The organism is Campylobacter massiliensis, assembly GCF_014253065.1.
Lineage (GTDB): Bacteria > Campylobacterota > Campylobacteria > Campylobacterales > Campylobacteraceae > Campylobacter_A > Campylobacter_A massiliensis.
The window spans coordinates 317,008-339,272 of sequence record NZ_JACLZK010000002.1; the positions used below are offsets into that span (position 1 = coordinate 317,008).

General features: G+C 40.6%; 19 protein-coding genes and 1 pseudogene. 4 read left to right on the forward strand and 16 right to left on the reverse strand.

The genetic code is table 11. The annotated features are described in order from the left end of the window. The first annotated feature begins 77 nt into the window (after positions 1 to 77). From H7R39_RS08260 to H7R39_RS08270, 3 genes and pseudogenes are all read left to right on the forward strand, one after another. Entirely contained in the window at positions 78 to 1,043 is a 966-nt protein-coding gene (locus tag H7R39_RS08260) for a PepSY-associated TM helix domain-containing protein (RefSeq protein WP_228724764.1), read from the forward strand. Continuing rightward, positions 1,040 to 3,177: pseudogene (locus H7R39_RS08265) on the forward strand (TonB-dependent siderophore receptor). The gene H7R39_RS08260 and the pseudogene H7R39_RS08265 overlap by 4 nt, the downstream one beginning before the upstream one ends. A gap of 296 nt (positions 3,178 to 3,473) precedes the next feature. Next, the gene (locus H7R39_RS08270; protein WP_185898790.1) at positions 3,474 to 4,091 is read left to right on the forward strand and encodes a tetratricopeptide repeat protein; all 618 of its coding nucleotides are present in this window, start codon (positions 3,474 to 3,476) and stop codon (positions 4,089 to 4,091) included. A 226-nt stretch (positions 4,092 to 4,317) separates the two neighbouring features. Here the strand turns inward: H7R39_RS08270 and H7R39_RS08275 are convergent, their stop codons facing one another. Continuing rightward, entirely contained in the window at positions 4,318 to 5,862 is a 1,545-nt protein-coding gene (locus H7R39_RS08275) for an inorganic phosphate transporter (protein WP_185898791.1), read from the reverse strand. Positions 5,863 to 5,992: 130 nt separating this feature from the next. Between H7R39_RS08275 and H7R39_RS08280 the strand changes: the two genes are divergently transcribed. Beyond that, positions 5,993 to 6,430: a GatB/YqeY domain-containing protein gene (locus tag H7R39_RS08280; RefSeq protein ID WP_185898792.1), complete on the forward strand. Its 438-nt coding sequence runs from the start codon at positions 5,993 to 5,995 to the stop codon at positions 6,428 to 6,430. Positions 6,431 to 6,870: 440 nt separating this feature from the next. Here H7R39_RS08280 and H7R39_RS11555 read toward each other — a convergent pair whose 3' ends face one another. The 15 genes from H7R39_RS11555 to H7R39_RS08355 all read right to left on the reverse strand — a co-directional run bounded on the left by H7R39_RS11555 (position 6,871) and on the right by H7R39_RS08355 (position 22,107). Then, positions 6,871 to 8,133: a methyl-accepting chemotaxis protein gene (locus H7R39_RS11555; protein WP_185898793.1), complete on the reverse strand. Its 1,263-nt coding sequence runs from the start codon at positions 8,131 to 8,133 to the stop codon at positions 6,871 to 6,873. A gap of 9 nt (positions 8,134 to 8,142) precedes the next feature. Next, positions 8,143 to 8,646, reverse strand: a complete 504-nt coding sequence (locus H7R39_RS08290) for a PAS domain-containing protein (RefSeq protein WP_185898794.1) — start codon at positions 8,644 to 8,646, stop codon at positions 8,143 to 8,145. 20 nt (positions 8,647 to 8,666) lie between these two features. Beyond that, positions 8,667 to 9,917, reverse strand: a complete 1,251-nt coding sequence (locus tag H7R39_RS08295; protein ID WP_185898795.1) for a type II secretion system F family protein — start codon at positions 9,915 to 9,917, stop codon at positions 8,667 to 8,669. Then, on the reverse strand, positions 9,914 to 11,671 hold the full coding sequence (locus H7R39_RS08300; protein WP_185898796.1) for a GspE/PulE family protein: 1,758 nt from the start codon (positions 11,669 to 11,671) through the stop codon (positions 9,914 to 9,916). Before H7R39_RS08300 ends, H7R39_RS08295 begins: the two co-directional genes overlap by 4 nt. A 109-nt stretch (positions 11,672 to 11,780) precedes the next feature. Further along, positions 11,781 to 12,686 (reverse strand): transformation system protein, encoded by a 906-nt coding sequence (locus H7R39_RS08305; RefSeq protein ID WP_185898797.1) that lies wholly within the window; start codon positions 12,684 to 12,686, stop codon positions 11,781 to 11,783. Beyond that, on the reverse strand, positions 12,679 to 13,500 hold the full coding sequence (locus H7R39_RS08310; RefSeq protein WP_185898798.1) for an ATP-binding protein: 822 nt from the start codon (positions 13,498 to 13,500) through the stop codon (positions 12,679 to 12,681). The genes H7R39_RS08305 and H7R39_RS08310 overlap by 8 nt, the downstream gene beginning before the upstream one ends. Then, positions 13,490 to 15,031: a pilus (MSHA type) biogenesis protein MshL gene (gene mshL, locus H7R39_RS08315; protein WP_185898799.1), complete on the reverse strand. Its 1,542-nt coding sequence runs from the start codon at positions 15,029 to 15,031 to the stop codon at positions 13,490 to 13,492. Before mshL ends, H7R39_RS08310 begins: the two co-directional genes overlap by 11 nt. Continuing rightward, positions 15,009 to 15,413: a hypothetical protein gene (locus H7R39_RS08320; RefSeq protein WP_228724765.1), complete on the reverse strand. Its 405-nt coding sequence runs from the start codon at positions 15,411 to 15,413 to the stop codon at positions 15,009 to 15,011. Before H7R39_RS08320 ends, mshL begins: the two co-directional genes overlap by 23 nt. Then, entirely contained in the window at positions 15,410 to 16,072 is a 663-nt protein-coding gene (gene pilO, locus H7R39_RS08325; RefSeq protein WP_185898801.1) for a type 4a pilus biogenesis protein PilO, read from the reverse strand. Before pilO ends, H7R39_RS08320 begins: the two co-directional genes overlap by 4 nt. After that, positions 16,072 to 17,583 carry a hypothetical protein gene (locus H7R39_RS08330; RefSeq protein WP_185898802.1) on the reverse strand — a complete coding sequence of 504 codons (1,512 nt, stop codon included), beginning with the start codon at positions 17,581 to 17,583 and terminating at the stop codon, positions 16,072 to 16,074. The genes pilO and H7R39_RS08330 overlap by 1 nt, the downstream gene beginning before the upstream one ends. A gap of 109 nt (positions 17,584 to 17,692) precedes the next feature. Next, positions 17,693 to 18,562 (reverse strand): GTPase Era, encoded by an 870-nt coding sequence (era, locus tag H7R39_RS08335; protein WP_185898803.1) that lies wholly within the window; start codon positions 18,560 to 18,562, stop codon positions 17,693 to 17,695. After that, a complete protein-coding gene (gene hslU / locus H7R39_RS08340; protein ID WP_185898804.1) occupies positions 18,559 to 19,881 on the reverse strand; it encodes an HslU--HslV peptidase ATPase subunit in 1,323 nt (440 codons plus the stop codon). The genes era and hslU overlap by 4 nt, the downstream gene beginning before the upstream one ends. 7 nt (positions 19,882 to 19,888) lie before the next feature. Next, complete coding sequence (hslV, locus tag H7R39_RS08345; RefSeq protein ID WP_185898805.1) at positions 19,889 to 20,422, reverse strand: ATP-dependent protease subunit HslV; 534 nt, start codon at positions 20,420 to 20,422, stop codon at positions 19,889 to 19,891. Then, a complete protein-coding gene (rplI, locus tag H7R39_RS08350; protein WP_002945216.1) occupies positions 20,423 to 20,869 on the reverse strand; it encodes a 50S ribosomal protein L9 in 447 nt (148 codons plus the stop codon). A gap of 14 nt (positions 20,870 to 20,883) precedes the next feature. Beyond that, on the reverse strand, positions 20,884 to 22,107 hold the full coding sequence (locus H7R39_RS08355) for an argininosuccinate synthase (protein WP_009494474.1): 1,224 nt from the start codon (positions 22,105 to 22,107) through the stop codon (positions 20,884 to 20,886). Positions 22,108 to 22,265 lie beyond the last annotated feature (158 nt).

Sequence of the window (22,265 nt, forward strand, 5' to 3'; positions counted from 1 at the left end):
TATTTTGCATTCCTTTAGTCGTCGCTTGTTTTACAGGCTCGGTTTTGGTTTATAAAGACTAGATAAATAATTTATTAATGCCGGGCGCCATATACGTTGCAAAAAATAGCGACGAAAACGAGCAAAGAAGTAGACTAAAATTTGACGAGCTAAGAGAAAAAATAGAAAAAGAGTATCCAAAGCACGAGATCGTAGGTTGGAATATCGACGCAGATCCCCAAAAAACGGACAAAATTTGGCTGTTAAAGCACGGAGTGGGCGAAAAAGAGTGGGCGTGCGTGTATCTGGACGCTTTTAGCGGAGAGATAAAAGGCGACCTCGTGCCGCATGATAGCGGATTTATCGGCGTTATAACCGAGCTTCACGAAAATTTGCTTCTTGAAAAAAGCGGTCAAATTTTACTCGGTCTGACGGCGATTTTTGCCTTTATTATTTCGATTAGCGGCTTTATCGTTTACCGAAATTTTTGGACGAATTTGCTGCGCCTTCGGTTTGCGCGAATGGCGGTTTTTATGAGCGATTCGCACAAATTTATCGGCGTTTTTTCGACGCCCGTTATCTTTGCGGTCGCGCTTAGCGGGGCTTGGTGGGAGCTTAGGTTTATGTTTATGCCGCCTTTTGATAACTCTAAATTCGTAATCGGTCCGCAAATTTACGATAAAAATATCTCAATCGACGCTCTCGTGCAAAAAGCGACTGCCGATATGCCCGGATTTAGGACGCATTACGTTAGTTTTCCATTTTTTGACGGCGCAAATATCACGCTTTACGGGCAAAAACCGAGTCAAGGTTTCCTTCATAGCCAGTACTCAAGCACCGTTTCTTACGATAAAAACAGCGCAAATTTAATCGATGTAAAAGATATCGAGCTAGCAAGCAAAACGGATAAATTTTTATCGACGTTTAGGCGAGCTCACTACGGCGACTATAACGCCGCGACTAAGTTTTTCTGGTTTTTGTGCGGGCTAGCTCCGCTTGCGCTTAGCGTTTCGGGAATTTATTTATGGATAAAAAGATCAAATTTTAAAAGGAGAAAAAGATGAAAAATAAAATTTTGCTTTCGGTCGCGGCTATAAATTTGCTCGCGTCCGTTCAAATTTTAGCCGCTCAAAACGGCGAGAACGCAGCCGGCAAAGAGACGCTACAGGCCGTGGAGGTCACTAGCGAGCAAAGGCGCGACGACGTCAAATACAACGCAAAAGAGCTGGTAAAAAGCACCACGAAGCTAGACCTCACCTCGCGCCAAACGCCTCAATCGATAACCGTCATCACCGAAGCTAGGCTAAAGGATCAAAACATCAACGACTATCAGGTGCTTTTGCGAAATATTCCCGGCGTCACGCTTAGCAAGTGGGACGAGCGCGTATATCCTACGGCAAGGGGCTTTAAGATAGATTATTATTTGCTTGATTCGATGCCAAGCTTTGGCGGATTTAGCATAGGCGCAAACGATATGAGCATGTTGCCGTATGAACGCGTCGAAGTCGTAAAGGGCGCAAACGGCCTGCTAGCGGGTGCCGGCAATCCGGCTGCTAGCTTAAATTTCATCCGAAAAAGAGCAAATTCTAAAGAATTTATGGGAAATTTCAAACTAAGCGCGGGCTCGTACGATAGATACGGCGTATCTGGCGACGTGCAGACTCCGGTGACTGCTGACGGCAGCGTGCGGGCTAGAGCGTCTTTTATGCACGAGAAGTCTCGCTCGTATATGGACTACTATAACCGTAAAAACACCGCTATCTACGGCGTAGTGGACGCTGATATCATGGATAGTTCGTGGCTTAGCCTGGGCGCGTTTTATCAGGAGCTAAAGCGTCACGGCGTACGCTGGGGAGGAATGCCTGCGTTTTACAAAAACGACGCTAGGCGCGAATTTAGCAAAAAAGAAATTTTTTCGCAGCCTTGGACTAGGTGGGATATCAAGACTTTTGACGTTTATGCTGATTTTAGGCACTATTTTGAAAACGAAGCCAGCCTAAATCTTTCCTACTCCTTCCGCCGAGCAAACACGGACTCAAATTTACTCTACTATGGCGGCAAGGTAAATTTAGACGGCACGGGCGATGTTAGCGGACTTAGCGTCTACGCAAATAAACGCGAAGAAAATATCCACAACATAGACACCTACGTAAATATGCCCTACGAAGCGTTTAGCTTGCCTCACGAGGCGGTTTTCGGCGCTATGTATAACAACTATAAAAAAGCTCCGACAACGTCAGTAGCTACTGGAATAGCCGCACGACTCCAGCAGGCCTAGCCTACGCTGCGCGCACTAGGATAGACTTTAAAAACCTACACCTAGACGACCCGAAGCTACCTTACGCCGATCAAAACAACGCCGATAAGACGGTGCAAAAGGCTGTATATTTGGCTAATAAATTTTCTATCACGGACGAGCTAAAGTTTTTGCTGGGGGCTAGGATGAGCTATTATAAGTACCGCATAACAGGCGGCAACGGAAATAGAAATTTCACTCAAGAAATTACGCCGTATCTAGGCGTCACGTACGATATCGGCGAAAATCACACTCTTTATGCTAGCTACACGAGTATCTTTAAACCTCAAACCGTAAAGGATATAGAAGGCAAATATCTAGACCCTATCCAAGGCAAAGACTATGAGATGGGCATAAAGGGCGATTATTTTGACGGAGCGCTTTCGGCTTCTTTTGGCGTATTTAAGGTCGTACAAGATAAGCTAGGCGCAAAAACCGGACAAAAGATCCCCGGCACTACGACTGACGCGTACGAAGCTAAAAAAGGCGTGACGAGTAAGGGCTTTGAGGTGGACGTAAACGGCGAGATAAATCAAAATTTAAGCCTAGGTCTTGGGCTTACTCACTTTAACGCCAAGGACGCCGACGGCAAGAAATTTGATACCGAAAGCTCGCGCACTACGGCAAATCTCTTTGCTAAATACTCTATAGCGGACTTTATAGCGGGTGCCGGAGTGCAGTACAAAAGTAAAATTTACGTCGGTAGCGGCGCAAACGAAATCACGCAAAAGGCCTACACGCTGGCAAATTTGATGTTTGGCTACAGGATAAGCAAAAATTTCGACATCCAGCTAAATATCGACAACGTGTTTAATAAAAAATACTTCGAGGGTATCGGCAATAACAAGATGGTATACGGCGACCCGCGAACGTTTAATCTGGGCTTTACGTATAGTTTTTAAGTCGTTTAGGTTTTTGCCGCGTAGCTTTGTTTGCTAGTGCGGTTATATAGATTATAAATTCGGCGCTTTTTGTCGGTATTAAATTTGTAAATTTACGAATGACGATAGGCGCCAAATTTAGATATAAAATTAAGCATAAATTTGTCTTAACGTGCTAGAAATACTCTTTTAGTGAGCAATAAATTTGCTACAAACTCGGCTATGTTTGATTGTAATTAAGTTTTTAAAGTTTATTTTAAGCATTATTTTTGCGAACATAAGGTAAGATTAAGGCAAATTTTTCTTAAGGCTAAATTTTGAAACGCGCTATTTTTCAAGCTATCTCGCACGTTATCATCTTTACGCTGGTTGCGGCGTTTGCTAGCGGTTGTGCCGCACAAAAAAAGGCAAACCCCGACACCCCAATGCCTATCACAAATGATGAAATAAAGCACATCTGCGACGATAAAACCCCAAAAGAATGCAACAACACGGGCGTGAAATTTGAAAACGACAAAGACTACGAGCGCGCAAAGCTCTGCTATCAAAAGGCCTGTGAGGATAACGAGGGTATCGCCTGTTCAAATCTAGGCTCGCTGCATCAAAAGCTAAAAAGCAAGGATGAGAGCGAGATCTTGACGATATTTGCGAAGTCCTGCACGCTCGGCAACAAATACGGCTGTTATAACGCAGCTAACTTTTACCGCCTAGGACGCGGTACGGAGCATGATTTTGCCGCGGCGCGAAGGCTCTATGAGAAGTCGTGCTTACAGCTAGAGCACGCGCAAAGCTGCTCAAATCTAGGCGGCATGCATCAGTTTTCGCTAGGCGTCAAAACCGCAGACTTGGAAGCTGCGAAGAAATTTTATAAAATGGGCTGCGAGATGGGCGATGAGATCGGCTGTAGAAATCTCTCGCTGATAAGTAACGAGTAAAATTTGCTTTTATGTTTTTCTCGCACTGCTGGCTCTGGCTTCTAAAATCTACTTAAGCTACCGCTAAATTTTGCCTAGTTTACAACTCTTACGGGCTATTTTCTACATATAGATTTTGAGCGTTAAATTTGACGAAACGGCAAAGTCGTATCTAAATTTACCTCAAATTTGTCAGATACTGACGTAAAATCAAATCAGACGAGCCCGCAGCTCGCAAGAGTCAAATTTAAAGACCCAACACAGTCTTAAGAAGCATATAGATTAGCGCTGCCGAGCCGCCTGCAATCGGTAGCGTGATAACCCACGCAAGCACGATAGGCTTGACCATTTTCCAGTTGGCGTCGCGGTTTAGTATACCGATACCAAGCACCGCACCGATGAGGATGTGCGTCGAGGAGACGGGGATGCCGAGCTTTGTAGCTAGCAGGATAACGGTACTGGCCGCTAGCTCGGCGCTAAATCCCGTCGTAGGCAGGATCTCGGCTAGCTTGCTACCGATCGTGGCGATGACCTCTTTGCCTAAAAACCAAAGCCCGACCACGAGCGAGATGCCAAACGTCACCATTGCAATTCCCGGCACCGGAGCGGTGGCGTTTATGGAGCCTGTTTTTAGCACGTCTAGGATCGCGGCAAATGGACCTACGGCGTTTGCGATATCGTTGGCGCCGTGAGAGAAGGCAAACGAGGAGGCCGTAAATATCTGAAACCACGAGAAAATGCGGTTCGTACTCTTTTCGGCATTGTCTTTTTTCATCACGTTTATCATCGCAAGCGTAGCGAGATAGGTGACGATACCGATGACGCAGATGATCCAGATCGTGCCGATAAAACCTAGATCTAAATTTAGATGCTCAAGCCCTTTAAAAAGCATCATCGATGAGATGATGATCGCGCCGATGCCCGCTACCATCGGGATGTGTTTGCGCATGGCTTTTGACGTATCGATCTCTTTTTCGCGCTCTTTCATGGCTTTGATGGCGAGCTTGTATTCGCTGCGTTCGCCGCTTTCGACATCATCCTCGTCAAGGACCGCGATCTTGCTTAGTATCCTTATCTGTTCGCTTTCGGGTTTTGTTTTTAGCTCTTGTAGATAGCGCTCTTTATAGGCTTTACGTTCGCGTTTTAGCACCTTTAGCTCTAGGGTAAATTTACGAGTCGGGATCAAAATTTTAGATTTTATGTAGCCGTAAATGAAATAAGAAAGGATGCCTCCTAGCAGCGGCGAGATAACCCAGCTAACGGCAATCCTGCCTATCTCGCCCCAGGAAACCATAGCTAGAGCCTTATCCCCGCCCATAGTCGTAAAGCCCATCGTAAGCCCGGCGCCGACGATACCGCCTACGATCGAGTGCGTCGTAGAGATAGGTAGACCCTTTTTAGACGCGATAAAAAGCCAGATACCAGAGCTTAAAAGCGCCGACATCATAATCAGCACGAAAAGCATAGGCTCCGTGCCCTCCTGCGGGAAGCTCACTATGCCTTCGCGAATGGTTTTGGTCACCTCGCCGCCGGCAAATATCGCGCCGCTAAGCTCGAAAATAGCGGCGATAACTAAGGCTTGCTTTATCGTGACGGTCTTGGCGCCCACGCTCGTGCCAAAGGAGTTTGCGACGTCGTTGCCGCCGATGTTAAACGCCATAAAGATACCGAAAATACTAGCGATACTGAAAAGCAAAAAGTGATGAGTCGGGATGTACTGATAGCCCCAAACGAAAAATCCAAACGCGGTGATTATAAAGATCGCAAATGCAAAGAGATTGTCGCTTCTCAAGCAAGTCCTTTTAAAAATGAATGGCTAATTATAACTATATTTTTCTTAAGCAAGCCAAATTTAGGCGGTTTTATTAGCTTTAAATTTTAGCTTCGTTATAATTTGCCCACTTAAATTTAAAGGAGAAAAAATGACGATTAGGGAGCAAATTTTAGAGGACATCAAGACTGCGATGAAAGAAAAAGATAACTTTCGCCGCGACACGCTAAGGCTCATAAACTCGGTCATCAAGCAAGTCGAAGTCGATGAGCGCGCCGAAATGACGGATGAAAAGGTGTTGCCGATCCTACAAACTCAGATAAAACGCCGCATGGACTCTATCGAGCAGTATAAAAACGGCGGCAGGGACGATCTGGCGCAAAATGAGCAAAAAGAGATCGACATCATAAGCGGCTATCTACCGAAGCAACTAAGCGCGGACGAGCTAGAAGCCCAGATAAAAGAGATTATCGCGGGACTAGGCGAGGGCGCAAATATCGGTGCGGTGATGAAAGCGGCCAAAGAAAAAATCGGCGCTAGAAGCGACGGCAAGAGCATAAGCGAGTGCGCAAAGAGGCTGCTAGGCTAAATTTTGCATTTAAATTTGACCGAGTTTGTTTTGGAATTTGGTCAAATTTGAGAGGAGGCAAGCTTGTTTTAGACAAGTTTGCCTTTTGTGGAATTAAGGCAATACAGAGAATGGCCGGTGTGCTTTTTGGTTAAATTTGTTGAATTTGCGACATACGGTTGTTTTTTGATTGGCACGAGGCAAATTTGGAAATTTTGATTCATGGATATAAATTTGCAAGGATGTATTACGCCTTTTGCAAAAGAGTGTAAATTTATGCCTACAAGTTTAAAACAAATCCAAGATATTTTTTATTGCTCTCAGGCATGGTTTGTACTATTTTGATGCAGCTATACATTGTAAGATTTTTGCTTTTGACGACTTGATTGATTTTTTGAGGTAGCGCGAGAGGGTTCAAATTTAAGCCAAACGTTTTAAATTTGGCTCAAATTTTAATAATATTACTTTACGCTTTCTTCTATCGTCGCGTCTATTATCTTAAATATCTCGCCGCTTGCTTGTCTGACCTTGGCGAATCTATCGACGAATTTTTGGATATCGTTCATGCTGTAGCCGTTTTTCGAGTCGTCTAGATTGGCTTTTACTAGATCGCTTATTTGTTTTGCCGGGACGCTTGCCTTCTCAAAGCTTTTTGAATTTGCAAAATATGCCGCCGCGCTCTCGTACCATGCGTTTAAATTTTGCGTTTGTTTTTGCATGTTTTCGTCATCGCCTCTTTCGTTGATAACGTTTCCGTATGCGGTCTGCAGATACGTCACTCGGTTGATCTTGCCGATGATGCCGATGGTTTTGTTTTCGACGTATTTTGAGATTTTTGCACTTTGCGTCGCGCCTTGGCTAAATACATTCACAGCATCTCTAAATTTAGACACGCTCACGTTTGCGACTTGCGCTATTTGCGTGATTTTGTTGGAGTTGTCGTTTAGGTCGTTTGTTTGTTGTTGCAGAGTTTGGATGTTTATGCCGATTTCGCTTGTAGCTTTTTGCGTATTTTCGGCTAGCTTTCGCACCTCGTCTGCAACCACGGCAAAGCCTCGTCCGTGCTCGCCGGCGCGTGCCGCTTCGATAGCAGCGTTAAGGGCGAGTAGGTTTGTTTGCTCGGCGATATCTTTGATCAAATTTACGACCGATGAGATTTCCTCGGTTCTGTGGGTTAAATTTTTAATAGCTTCGGTAGACTCTGTGATAAGGTGCTCTAGGTTGCCCATATTTTGGCTAAGTTCGCTTACGGCCGACATGCTTTCGTTGGCCTTTACCGAAGTATCTTGCGCCATGGTTGAAATTTGGGTTAAATTTTTAATGCTTTGATTTAGGTCGTTTTGCACTTCTAAAATACCGTCGTTTCCATTACCGAGCTCGCTAAATTTTTCAGATAGTATACCTCTGGTTTTACCTTTTTGACCGGCTTTTATGCCCTCGACGCCTTCGCTCATGGAAATGGCATTGGTTCTAAAAAGACCACGAAATCCCTCTGCAAAAATATTTCTATAAGTTATCCCGCTTTCGGCCGATTTTACGCAAGTGCCCATTTCTCTTTGCAAAGCTTCGATTTGATCGAGCAAATCGTTTATACCAAGTGCTATTTTGCCGATTTGAGAGTTTGGATCTATTTGTAAAATTCTAGGTTCCAAAAAGCCGTTTCTAGCCTGTTCGACCACATTTAAAATTTCATCGTAATTTACTTTTTCTTTTTTAAAAAACATAATTTTCCTTTATAGTCTTTGCAGGTCATTCATTAGCTCATCATAGCTTTTGTTTTTTTCTTTTAAAATACTTTCAAGTAGCTTTGACGACGCCTCTATACCGCCGCTTTTTTCGATTTCCAGTAGTTGCTTGTAAAGTGGAATAATGATTTCTAAAGCTTTTGGATTTGGTTTGCGTCTGACGGAATAGTAGCCGATAGTGTTGCCGTTTTGGTCAAGCGAAGCCGTCACGTTTGCAAATACCCAGTAGAATGAACCGTCAAAGCTTTTGTTTTTAACGTAGGCAAAAACCTCTTTTTTGTTTTTCACGTGTTCCCATAAAATTTTAAAAACAATGCGCGGCATATCGGGATGTCTTACGATATTGTGCGGCTTTCCGATAAGCTCATTGCCTTTTGCTCCGACTATTTGGGTAAAAGGGATATTACAATAGGTTATTTTGCCCTTTGTGTCTGTTTTTGAAACCAAAAACGCATCGGCGCTAACTTGACGCTCAACTAAACTGTTTTGCATTTATTTCCTTAAATTCCTATTTATTGTCGCCCTTGGACGGCATTTCCAAGATCCCACATAGGCATAAAAATACCGAGAGCCAAAAGAATAACCATGCAAGCCATAAATAAAAGCATGATCGGCTCGACGTAGCTTGAGATATTGTCGACTAGGTCGCTAAATTTAGCCTTGTAATAGTCGGTTATCTTTTCTAGCATCGCATCTATCGCACCGCCTTTTTCACCCGCGCTTAGCATCTGTATAAGCATGCTTTCGTAAAGCTGAGTATCCCTAAAGGCCTCTGTTAAAGATACGCCTCTTGAAACCGCGATCTTGATCGTAGCGAGCTTGTCGTGTATGTCTTGGTTTTCTACCGTTAAAGTCGCTGTTTCAAGGGCGTCGGCGATAGGAATACCTGCCCTTACAAGCTCTGTAAAAATAAGATTAAATCTGCTCATGGTTGAGTAAAATATAACCTTATTGATTAAATAAACTTTTAGCATAAATTTATCAAATTTGTATTTAAAATCATCATTGCTTTTGTATAAGTGCTTGATGGCATATATTGTGGCTATAAAACCGGCTAAGATATATAGGCCGTAATTACTTAATGCGCTCTCTATGGAAAGAAGAATTATTGTAGGAAGAGGCAGTCTTGCTCCAAGCTGTTCAAATATCTCCCTAAACTGGGGGACAACAAATAACATCAAAATAACAAAAGCTATAGCCATAGCAGACATTACTATAATCGGATATCTGAGGGCTTTTTTAAATTTTCTCTGGTTTTCCCAAACTTCTTGTAAAATTTCAGACAGTTTATGTAGCGACTCAGACATATTGCCGGTGCTTTCGCCAAGTTTCACCATGGCTACAACTACGTCACCGAGCTCACCCTTAAATTTAGTTATAGCATCGGTTAGACTTTGGCCTTGGTTAAGATCGTCGTTTAAGGTTGCAAATACAGCCTTGAGTCTCTTGTCTTCCGTGGATTTTGAAACTTCTTTAATGCTATCGTGGATTGAAATTCCGGCATTGGTCATAACACTTAGCTGCCTAAAGGCGGCAATTAGGTTATTAACTTTTATTTTTGAACCACCGAGAAAAGTTGATACTTTACTAATTAGATCGGCAAATTGTTCTTCTATGGGAACATTTTTTGTTTCACCGACTTTTACTATTATACCAGCATTTTTATTTTTTGCTATAGCCTGCGCTTCACTTCTGTTGTTTGCCTTTAAGGTCATCTTCTGGCGACGACCATTAGCCATATATTCAACTTCAAAAAATTTCATACTTTAGCCACCCTAAATACTTCATCTATTGTTGTAATGCCTCTTGCAGCTCTTATAACGCCATCCTTAAACATGTCTATAAAATGCTCTTCGAGTGCCACTTTTTTTATTTCTTCTTTTGTGGTTCCGTTTGCTATCATTGCCGCGATCTTATCGCTTATCGGCAAAACTTCACTTATCATCTCTCGTCCTACATAGCCGGTTTGCGAGCACTGATCACAGCCGACATGCTTATAAAACTGATAGTCTTGCGGTAAAAAGTCTTGAAACTGCTCTTGCAAATTTGACGGTAAAACTGTTTTTTGTTTACAGTTTGGACATAGTTTTCTAACAAGTCTTTGAGCTTCTATCGCCACCAATGCGCCGCTAATTAAATACGGCTCGATCCCCATATCGGCGATTCTCGTTACGGCGCTTATTGCATCGTTTGTGTGAAGCGTCGAAAACACTAAGTGCCCAGTAAGTGCGGCCTGAATGGCTATACGAAGCGTTTCCTGGTCTCTGATCTCGCCTATCATTATGATGTCCGGGTCTTGTCTTAAAATAGAGCGAAGGGCTGAAGCAAAAGTAAGTCCGACCTTTTCATTTACGTGGACTTGCTGGATCATATTTAGCTGGTACTCTACTGGATCTTCAACTGTTATTATTTTTGTTTCAACGCTTTTTATGTCGTTTAATGCAGCATAAAGAGTGGTTGTTTTACCGGAGCCGGTTGGCCCGGTAACCAATATAATGCCGTAAGGAGCCTTCATTGCTTTGTTAAATTTATCAAATGTGTTTGGATGCATACCTAAATTTTCAAGGCTAATTAGGACTTTTGATTTATCCAAAATACGTAAAACTATGCTCTCGCCGTGCAGTATCGGCAATGTAGAAATACGAAAATCATACTCCTTGCCAGCTACTTGAGCAGAAAAGCGCCCGTCTTGAGGTTTTCTGCGTTCAGCTATATCCATATTTGATAGTAGCTTCATGCGTGATACTAGAGGCGGAAAAAGATCTTTATCAAAGATAAAAAGTTCAGCTAGCATGCCGTCGATTCTACCTCGCACGACGCAGTTTGTGGCTGTGGCTTCAATATGTATATCGCTTGCGCGACTTACTATCGAAGTTCGTAAAATGACTTCAATCAATTTTAATATGCCGGAGCTATTTTCATTTGCGTTGCCGCCTACTACAGTCGTTGATGAGAGTTCTTTTCTGATTTCGGCAACTATACCTTTAACGCTATCGTTTAATTCAACTTTGCTTAGATATTTGTCAATCTTTGAGGGATCCGCGACAACGGGCTTTAGTAGCTTCCTATTAAATACAGCCTGAAGTCTATCTTGCCCAGACATATCAAAAGGATTTTTAAAAGCTACATATACAGCGATCTCATCTTCTTTTATAGGTAGTGCCTGGTATGTTTTTAGTTGATTTAGCTGGACTTTTTCGCAAAGTTTGTAATCTATATCAATGTTGTCTAGATCAATATACTCAAGCTTAAATTTGGTTGCTACTGATTTTAAAAAATCTTTTAAATTTACGGCAAAATTTTCTACGATATCATCTATCGTGATGCGTTGTCTTTTGTAGAGTTCGCCTAGTGTATCATAAATAGAGTCATTTTGTAAATTTGGCGCTTCCTTGTGAAAAATTGATTCAAAATCTTTTTTTTCTTTTAGGGCAGTCTCGATATTGATATATTGTGTTTGTGTTATTAGGTTGTTTTTCAAAATGTCAGTTAAAAATACTTCATAAATTTTCTTCACTAGGATACCTTTTTAAAATTTTTAGGAGGACAAGACATGAGAGTATAAGTGTTTAAAGCTGTTCTCTAAATATTTAACATAGCTCCCATGCTTGATAAAATGATACTTATTATAAAGCAGTATCGTCCTCTATTTGTCTCATAAGGTCTTCAATATTTGCAGAATTTGCTTTATCGTTGTATATTTTAAGAACGCTTATTGCATCATCTTTTTGTTTTAGATTATATTTTGACTTTGCAAATATTATCCAGCTCTCTTCATTGTTGCTATCAAGCTCATTTGCTATTAGCGCCCATTTTTCGCTATTTTTATAGTCTTTAATGTCATAGTATCTTCTTGCAATCAGCACTGCAATATCAGAACTATTTGACTTTTCAAATTTAGCCGTTAGTTCATCAACTGAAACATCTGAGCCGGAAGATTGAATTTGGAATTTATTTAGATTTTGAGAACTGCTCATGCCTTTTGCGACAATAGGCTTTTCAGAATCAAAATTTATCATTTCTTCTGTTGGTGTTTTTACTGCGACTTGTCTGCCGCCAATGCTTTTACGCATATTGTCTACCGGTGCCGGCTGTATATCTTGCGGTATATCGTTTGCGTTTACCCAACCGTGCTGCTGAATTTCAGTATTAATACCGTCTGAGGCATCTTCGTTTGCGATACTGTTGTTTTGAGAATTTGATATATTTTCGGTTCCGCCAAAATTATCAGAATTTAACAAAGTATTATTGCTCGGATCGATTTTTTGCTCAGGTTCAATATTTTCAGACTGTCTTATAGTATCTTTATTGCTTTCCTTGATATCTTTACTAATTGTTGTGCTGCTAACATTATTTACTAACGAGTCCTTTAGTAAGTAAAAAGTAAGCGAAGATACGGAAACTGATATAGCCAAAACAGCTGAAATGGCGTATATGTAGTTCTTTTTATCTGAAAACTTAAACTCTTTTCTCTTTTTGTCGTAGGCTCTCCATCGCCTTTCTAGCTCCAATATCTCATATGTTTCAAGCATCTATAAGCTCCGATTTGATGGCTGCCATCTCTAAAATTTTCGTTACCATTTTGTCACCGCCTATTATGGTTGGTTGATTTGCATCAAAATATTCGTAGAGTTCAAAAATATTAAACATAAGCTTGTTTAGCATCCTTAAATTCCCACGACTTAATTCATTCAAAAGCCTAAATTGCTCTTCAGTAAATTTTAGAAATATATAGAAAAATTGACTATTCTGAAGTTTATTTTCTAGATAAACTTTCATCTCCTCTGTGTCAACAGAGCCCATTTCTATACTTTCCCACACTCTTGATTTAAAATAATCCCTTGATAGTACATCTTTATCGACGTTTTCATGCGTGGCAAATAAAAATTTAAAAAGACCACTATCGGACATTATGCGAATTTTTTCTAATAAAATCTCAGGATAAAGTTGTGATTCGTCAAGAATAACTATTATTTGCTTTTTTTCTTGGCTATCTTCAATTTTAGCCTCATATATTTTTATAAACTGCTCATAAGTTTCGATTTTTTCTTGGGACTCTTTTTTAAAAATCCCTTCATATAATGATTTTACAAATTCTGATTCATTAAAAAATGGGTACGGAAAAAATAAAATATCGTCGCGATCTTTGAGATCGCTGACGATTTTTTTTAGTAAAAATGTTTTTCCGCAACCAGGCTTACCATAAAACAAAATTAACTTTGCTGGTTTTTGCAATAAATCCAAAATCTTTTTATATGCGATAATGGATTTATCTAAATTTATATAGTCATTTTCTTGTGCAATATCAATAAATATATTTTTAAGAGTAGTATATTTATTGCTCATATATTGACCTCGAGAAACCCAAATCTTTAAGAGACTGATTGATTGGGGTGGCATTTGACACATCTACTATTCTTGGTGTTATTATGAACACAAGCTCTGTTGTTTTTATATCGTCCTTTGTGCTTTTAAACGCATGTCCAAGGACAGGAATATCGCCAAGTAAAGGAACTTTAGAATTTTCTTTGCCCTTTTTTTGACCAATTAAGCCACCCAAAACTATTGTGTCGCCACTGTTTACTTGAACTACTGTTGAAAGTTTTTTCTGAATGGTATCTGGCGCGATCTCTCTTATTCCAGTTTGCTTACTGTCGTCTTCATTGTATTTAAAGCTACTTAGTGAAGGGTTTATTCTAAGCATAATCTTATTGTCGTCTGAAACTTCAGGAAGTATATTAAGAAGAATGCCTATAAAAACAGAATATTGTTTGAAAGTGGTAGTTGTTCTGCCATTTAAGGCATTATTGTTTTGACTTTCTTCTAATACGCGGTAGTTTATATTGTCTCCAACTGAAATAAGGGCTTGTTGATTATTTAGGGTTGTAATTTTTGGACTAGAAATAACTTTTGTCTTGCCATTTGTTTCAAGGAAATTTAATACACCATCAAGGTTAAAATTAAACCCAGCCAAAAGGCTTAGTTCCCTATTGAACCCTCTATTAAAACTATTTCCTCTGTTTGACCAAGTCAGGCTACTGCCATTGTTATTGTGTTCTGAAAAAAGCGGTATGCCGTTAGCAAGTCCTGTTTTGAAACCTATACTAAATTTGCTCCAGTCAATACCTTTTGCATAGCTATTCGATAATTCAACTGATATTATGGATACATCTATAACGACTTGTTTTTTGAGTCTCTCTTGGACATCTTTAATATAATCTGATACTCTTCGTAGCTGAGCTGCGGTACCCGTTACGGTAACAAGACCGGCATTCGCATTAATAATTGGATCTGGCGCAACTATGCTCTCTGTTGTATTATTTAGTATTGCTTTAATTTCAGTATCTAGCTTTTCCCAAAAATCAAATTTTTCAACGGTTCTTATTACGTTATCTAGTTTGCCGCCACCCTTCGTAATATCTTCGGAACCTTCATTGTCATTTTGTTCATCACCAACCTCTATAGGAGCTGAATCAACCGAAGCTTTCGTAATAGCCGTTCCTTCCCTAACGGATGTTATATAGTCAATCTTGAAAGTTTTAGTCTGGAGAGACGAAATTTTTAATATATCTTGAGAAAAAGTATAGCTCATATCTTTTTCAGATAGTAAAAGGCTAAAAATCTCATTTAACGTTTTGTCTTTTATATTGATTCCAAAAAGCGGTTCACCTATGGCGTCTTTAGCGAATTGATCTTTTGTGACAACACTAAAATGACACATATCTGACAGTTGCGTTAAAATCTCTTGAACAGAAACTTGTTCATTGATTTTAAGGTTAAAAACCCTTTTTTCGCAACTATTGGCATTTGCTGTAGTTAGCGACAAAGCAGTTATAATGGATATGGTAAAAATTCTATTTAATTTTGATAACGACATTTTTATTTGCCCCTTTTGTTAAATTTAAATCGATTTTTTCATCTTTATTTATTAATGTAACACTCTTGGACTTAATGCTTGCAAGCTCATACTCGCCAACATTATCCTTTGCTTGATACCACTTACCGTTTATTTTGGCTTTGTTATTAAAAATGGCTTGCAGATCAAATGTTTCATCCAAAGACCCATTGTTGTCATGATTTGTGTTTTTAATTTTTAAAAAAGGATCAGAGAGGCTTTTTAGTTCTAATTCGCTTAGGCCCTTTCGTTGTTCATTGATTGCACTGAAAAGCTGATCATAGTGCTCCATTTCCGCTTGGGAATTACTAGCCAGAGAAGCAGAACAAAGCATTAATGTAAAAAACAAGATTCTAGTTTTCATTGATATTTCATCCCCCATATATAAATTCCCATATTTCCTTTTAATTTGCCATCAGTAGAATTTATATCTATTCCATTGACGTCTACTACTAGTTTTGATTCTTCAATGGCATTGATGTAGCCTATGATATCTTTATAATTACCATCGACTGAAACGTTAATGTCAAGTATTTGCTCTATTTTTTGTGCATTAGGCTCTTTAAAGGTATTTACAATTTTTGTTATTTTTACATTATTTTTATTTGCCAAAAGAGCTAAACTATCTAAGAAATCAGCCCAGCTTTGTTCATTAAAAATTAGATATGATAATTCTCGAAGCTTATTATCAAAATATTGATTCATATTTTTGGCATCAGCGAGTTCATTTTGCCTTTGTTTTAGCTCATTTTGCTTTTGATTTATTTTAAAATTTCTATCATTGTTTCTGTCATTATTTTGACTTACGCTATCTAGATAAGCATTTACTTTATTTAACTCATCTGTCGTTTGACTATTGGTTAACATTGAATTGTCATAATAGTCCTCTGCGTATTGTATAACAGCATAATATGCAATAACGCCAGACAACACAAGCGCCATAATTAACATCAAAGTAACTTCGCTTGGCTTTTTCCCGTCGAAATAGTTATCGATTTTTACAAGTGTATTATCTTTTTTCATTATTTAATCTTTATAGTGACATTTGTTTCATATGATGGTGCCCCATAATTTTTATCGAGTAAAATTTCTCTAGTTAATATGGAGTATCTTTCAGAATTGCTTACGTTTTGTATAAGCTCCGTTAATTTCTTTTCATCTTTGCTTACTAGGGTAACTGTCATATTTCTGTCTGAGTTATTAATTTTTGCAGTCTGTATATCTTTATTGTTTATCAGATTGCTAAGTTCAAACAACACGATGCCTTTCATAGGATAATTAACTTTTTTGTCATAAATTTCATTGATGGTATTTTTTCTAAAATTAATTCTTTCTTGTTCGGCCTCAATTAACTTTGAAGTATCTAAAATTTGTTGATCAGCGGCTGCCAGGGCCGACTCTATTCTTATTTTATCTGCATTGTTGATTTCATATTCACTCTTTTTATCTGCAGTATCTATGTCGGTTATGATTCCTGATACATAAAGATATAATGGATGTAATAGGCCGAGCAATAAGCCAACCAATACATATGTAACAAGTTTACCGCTACTGCGTTTAAATAGTGGCAACGGGCGCAAGAAATTTGAGAAATTAAAGTCGTTTTCCTGAGTTTCTTTGTAGTATTGCGCATTAACCACCATAATATTATGGATGTTGCTTATCTCTATGTCTTTTGAATTTATTGCGATATTTAGCTCAAGATTTTTGGTTGGTATATTTAGTTTTTCTTGCATAAATTCTGCAAAATCACCCATCATTGCATCAGCTGCTATATATATGCTTGAAATACTTGACCCATTAAACCTGCTAAGACTATTTACGATATCGCCTATATAATAAGCTATCTCATCAAAAATTTCCGTTATAAAATTTTTATTTTTATCATCAAGCGTATTTGTTCCGTGTTTAAGTATATTTAAAAATGCGTTATCGTTTAATTTATCTCCGCTTAAAGTTGCAAATTTTTCGCTAATATTTTTTATAGAATATCTAAGCGGTCTTGACTGAACATACTCTCCGTTGTAGTAAACTGCTATAAAGGCGTCATCCTCTTGTATTACTATAAAGGCTTCCGTATCTTGAGTAGAAAGTATGTTCTTTTTGTATAATGCATCAAACGCCAATGGAGCAGGAACTACGTAATCTATAAATGGAATCTTCTTTATTGCTAAAGAGTACAATTTGTCTGTAGATAAAACATCAGATATGAATACATTAAAAATTTTAGTTTCGGATGAGATATTTGGAACCTCATTGTACACTATCTTGTATTCAGTTGCTGGATCTAGGTTAAACTGCTCATAAGCTTTTATGGTTATTAGGTTTGATGTATCGTCTTCTTCGGTAGATATCGGAATTTCCACGCTTCCTACCGTGATATCTTTATACTTGACATACGATATGAAAAAGCTATTTTTATTAGCTTTGCTTAACTCCGTTGGAAAAATTTTATTATTAGAAAAAGCATAAGAGGTTTGCAGATACGGATCGTATGTGACTATGCTTCCTGTATCGCCTTTGTTTTTTGCCATAGTTTAAATTTCCTCCAAACAAATAATCAATTGTATGATTGCAAAAAATAATAGAACCCACAACCAATGGCATTATTATAGCACAAAAATTAGGCAACTTAATAATTATTTATAAAATATTCAAGCTTTTTATAGTTTTTTCGTCTTTACGCCAGTCTTTTTTAACGACTACAACGAGCTTTACGAGGATTTTTTGTCCTGTAAAATTTGATATTAACTTTCTTGAATTTATCCCGATTCTTTTGATGGTTTGTCCGTTTTTTCCGATAATCATAGATTTGTGTATCTCGCGCTCGGTGATTATGGTGGCATAAATTTCAGTTATTTCCGGTTTTTCTTTGACCTTATCTATGAGCACGTCGGTAGAGTAGGGGATCTCGTCGCTTAGATTGTCATAGAGCGCCTCAAGGATAAATTCACGAAAAATTTCCTTTTCATTTGTCGGCGTTAAAAATTCCGGATCGTAAAAATACTCGTGCTCGGGCAAAAGCTTGCAAATTTCATCTAAAAGCGGCTTTTTGTAAGTTTGCTTTTTGACGCTAAAAGGCAAAAGCGCGGTAAATTTGTCTTGAAATTTTTGGTACTGTGCTATTTTTTCAAGCACTTTAGCGTTTGAGACTTCGTCAACTTTGGTGAGTACCAGGATATGAGGTTTTTGCGGATTTAAATTTAGAAATTTGACGTAGTCGTCTATGTCGTCGTGAATAGGCGCCAAAAATACGATCGCATCGCAGTCGCTCATCGATTTTATCGCTTCGTTTATCATGAGTTTGTTTAGCGTCTTGTTGCTCTCGTGAAGTCCCGGCGTATCGGTAAAAACGACCTGATCTTCGCCGTTCATCACGATACCGCTGATCTTGCGCCTCGTGGCATTTTGCTTGTGCGAGACGATGGTGATCTTCGCATCAAGCAAAAAATTTAAAAGCGAGCTTTTGCCTGCATTCGTACGGCCTATGATGCTGACAAAGCCCGATTTCATAAGATATATCTCGCTAGATCCTGATCCTCGACGACGTCTGAGAGACGCTTTTCTACGAGAGCTTTGTCTACTTCTACCGTCTCGCCGCCGTGCTCATTAGCCTCAAAGCTGATATCCTCGATCACGCGCTCGATCACGGTGTGTAGGCGTCTAGCGCCGATATCTTCCATTTTTTCGTTAGCGTTTTGGGCTATTTTAGCGATAGCTCTGATAGCTTCATCGTTAAATTTAAGCTCAACGTTTTCGGTTTTTAAAAGCGCTTCGTATTGTTTGAGTAGAGAATTTTTGGGCTGGGTTAAAATTTGATACAGCGCATTTTCATCTAGGCTATCAAGCTCAACTCGCAGCGGGAAACGCCCTTGAAGCTCGGGGATCAGATCGCTTGGCTTGCTGATGTGAAAGGCACCCGCGGCGATAAAAAGGATATGGTCGGTCTTTATGGCGCCAAATTTGGTCGTCACCGTCGAACCCTCCACGATAGGTAGCAAGTCGCGTTGCACGCCTTCTTTGCTCGGATCTTGCCTACCGGAGTTTCCTGAGCTCACCGCGACCTTATCGATCTCGTCGATAAAGATTATGCCCTCGTTTTCTGCTCTTCGCACGGCTTCGGTTTTGATGCTCTCTATATCTAAAATTTTATCGCTAGCTTCGTTTTTGAGCGCTTCTTTGGCGTCTTTTACCTTCATCTCTTTTTTGACGGTTTTGTTACTTAGGCCGATGATTTTGACGAAGCTTTCTTGCATTTGCGCCATATCGGGCGGTACGTTCGCGCCCGCGTCAAAGCTATTTTGCACGACCTCTATCTCGATACTAAGATCATCTAGATCGCCGTTTTCTAGCCTACTCATCATCTTTTCGTAGCTTTTTTCGTAGTCTGCTTTTTTCTCTTCGCTCGCACCCGTCGGCAGAGGCGGCAGGAGTTTTTTTATTATCTTATCTTTTACGTATTCGTCGATTTTCTCGCGGTTTTTCTCGCGCTGTTCGGCTTTGACCAAATTTACCGACGCAGCTGCCAGGTCGCGCACCATGCTTTCTACATCGCGTCCGACGAAGCCCACTTCGGTGTATTTGCTAGCTTCTACTTTTATAAACGGCAAGCCCATCATCTTTGACAAGCGTCTTGCGATCTCGGTTTTGCCCACGCCCGTGGAGCCTATCATTAGGATGTTTTTTGGCATGATATCGTCTTGCATCGTTTTATCCAGTTTCATCCTGCGGTAGCGGTTTCGTAGCGCGATGGCGATGATCTTTTTAGCGTCCTTTTGCCCGATGACGTAATCGTCTAAAAATTTCACTATCTCTTTTGGGGTTAAATTCATCTTTTCTCTATTCTAAAACGTAGGTTTTTATGTTCGTGTTCGTGTAAATGCAAATTTCGCCCGCGATCTTTAGGCTCTCTTTTACGAGCTCCTCCTCGTCGATCTGAGCAAATTTATCCAGAGCTCTGGCTGCGGATAGGGCGTAGTTGCCGCCGCTTCCGATGGCGGCTATCTTGCCGTCTTCGGGTTCTACGACATCGCCAGTTCCGCTTAAAAGGAAAATTTTCTCGCGGTCAAGCACTAGCATCATAGCTTCTAGCTTGCGCAGATATTTATCCTTGCGCCACTCTTTGCTAAACTCGATCACCGCTTTTAGCAGGTCGCCTTTGGCGTGCTCGAGGTTGTTTTCAAACATATCAAAGAGATTAAACGCATCCGCGGTGCTGCCGGCAAAGCCCGCTAGGACCTTGCCGCTGTGTATTTTGCGGATTTTTACCGCGTTGCCTTTTAGCACCGTGTTGCCAAAGCTCACTTGTCCGTCGCCGCCGATGACCGATTTGTTCTTGCCTTTATAGGCTAAAATAGTAGTCGCGTGAAACACTTATTCGCCCTCGACGTCTAGTTTTAGCGTGGCGCGCACGGCATGGCCGAGCTTGACGTCCACTTCGTAGATGCCTGTCGCTTTTATAGTGTGCGCGAAGTCAAATGCCTTTTTATCTACGACTAGATGATGATTTTTTTCTAGCGCTTCTGAAATTTCATCCTTCGTTACCGCGCCAAATAGCGCTCCGTTTGCTCCGAGCGGCTTTTTAACCTTGAGCGTGATTTTTTCGATCTCGGATTTTAGCTTTTCTATGTTTGCGATCTCGTATTTTAACTCCTCGGCCTTGCGTTTTTGCTCGGCTTCGTACTGGCGCAAAACATCGGGAGTCGCGGCCTTAGCAAAGCCTTTGCCGATTAGGAAGTTATTTCCGTAGCCTTCTTTTACCTCTTTGATTTCGCCGGCTTTTCCGAGCGATTTTACGTCTTTTATTAGTAGTACTTTCATTTTTATCCTTTTATTTAGTTAAATTTGCGTCCGTTTTTGCGTCCGATGATAAATCTTAGCGCATTTAGTTTGATAAATCCGTTCGCGTCTTTTTGATCAAACACGCTGTCCTCTTCAAACGTGCAAAACGCTTCGCTAAAGAGATTGTCCGTCTTGCTGTCGCGTCCTAGCACGATGACGTTGCCTTTGTAGAGCTCGACTTTGACCGTGCCGTTTACGTTCTCTTGGCTCTTGTCGATGAGCGCTTGCAGCATGATACGCTCAGGCGACCACCAGTAGCCGTTATAGATGAGCTCTGCGTAGCGAGGCATTAGCTCGTCTTTTAGGTGTGCCGCGCCGCGGTCTAGCGTGATGCTCTCGATCGCGCGGTGAGCTTTTAGCATTATCGTACCGCCCGGAGTTTCGTAGCAGCCGCGGCTTTTCATGCCGACTGAGCGGTTTTCTACGAGGTCTAGTCTACCGATACCGTGTTTTGCGCCTAGGCGGTTCAGCTCGGCTAGTAGCGCTGCTGGACTCATTTTTTTACCGTTTATGCTAACGGGATCGCCTTTTTCGTAGCCGATTTCTATTATCTCGCTTTCGTTTGGCGCGTCTTTTGGGCTTACCGTCCAGCGCCACATATCGGCTTCCGGAGCGTGAGCAGGGTTTTCAAGTACTAAGCCCTCGTAGCTGATATGGAGCAAATTTGCGTCCATAGAGTAGGGGCTTTTGCCCGGTTTCTTTTCTATTTTGATACCGTTTTTTTCGGCGTATTTTAGTAGCTTTTCGCGGCTGTTTAGATCCCACTCGCGCCAAGGAGCGATGATGGTTAGGTTATCTCCCAGCGCGTAGTAGCCTAGCTCGAAGCGCACTTGGTCGTTGCCTTTGCCGGTCGCTCCGTGGCTCACGCCGTCGGCGCCTACTTTGGCGGCGATTTCGGCTTGCTTTTTAGCTATTAGCGGGCGAGCTATCGAGGTGCCTAGTAGATACTCGCCCTCGTAAACGGCGTTTGCTCTAAACATCGGAAATACGAAATCCCGCGCAAATTCTTCTTTTAAATCCTCTATAAATATATTTTCGGGTTTTATACCGAGCTCCAGCGCTTTTTGGCGTGCGGGTTCTAGCTCCTCGCCCTGGCCGATATCGGCGGTAAAGGTCACCACTTCGCATTTATACTCGTCTTGCAGCCATTTTAAAATAATGCTCGTATCAAGTCCGCCCGAATAGGCGAGAACGACTTTTTTCACGTCTTTTTTCATTCTCTATCCTTTATATTGAGATGACGCGTATTTTAGCCAAATTTGATTAATTTGGAATAAATATCTCCGCTAAAATCGAGTGCGCTAAACGTCAAATTTACATTAAATTTAATATGCAGCGGCGAGGAATTAAAAATTTAAGCCAAATTTGGCTAAAA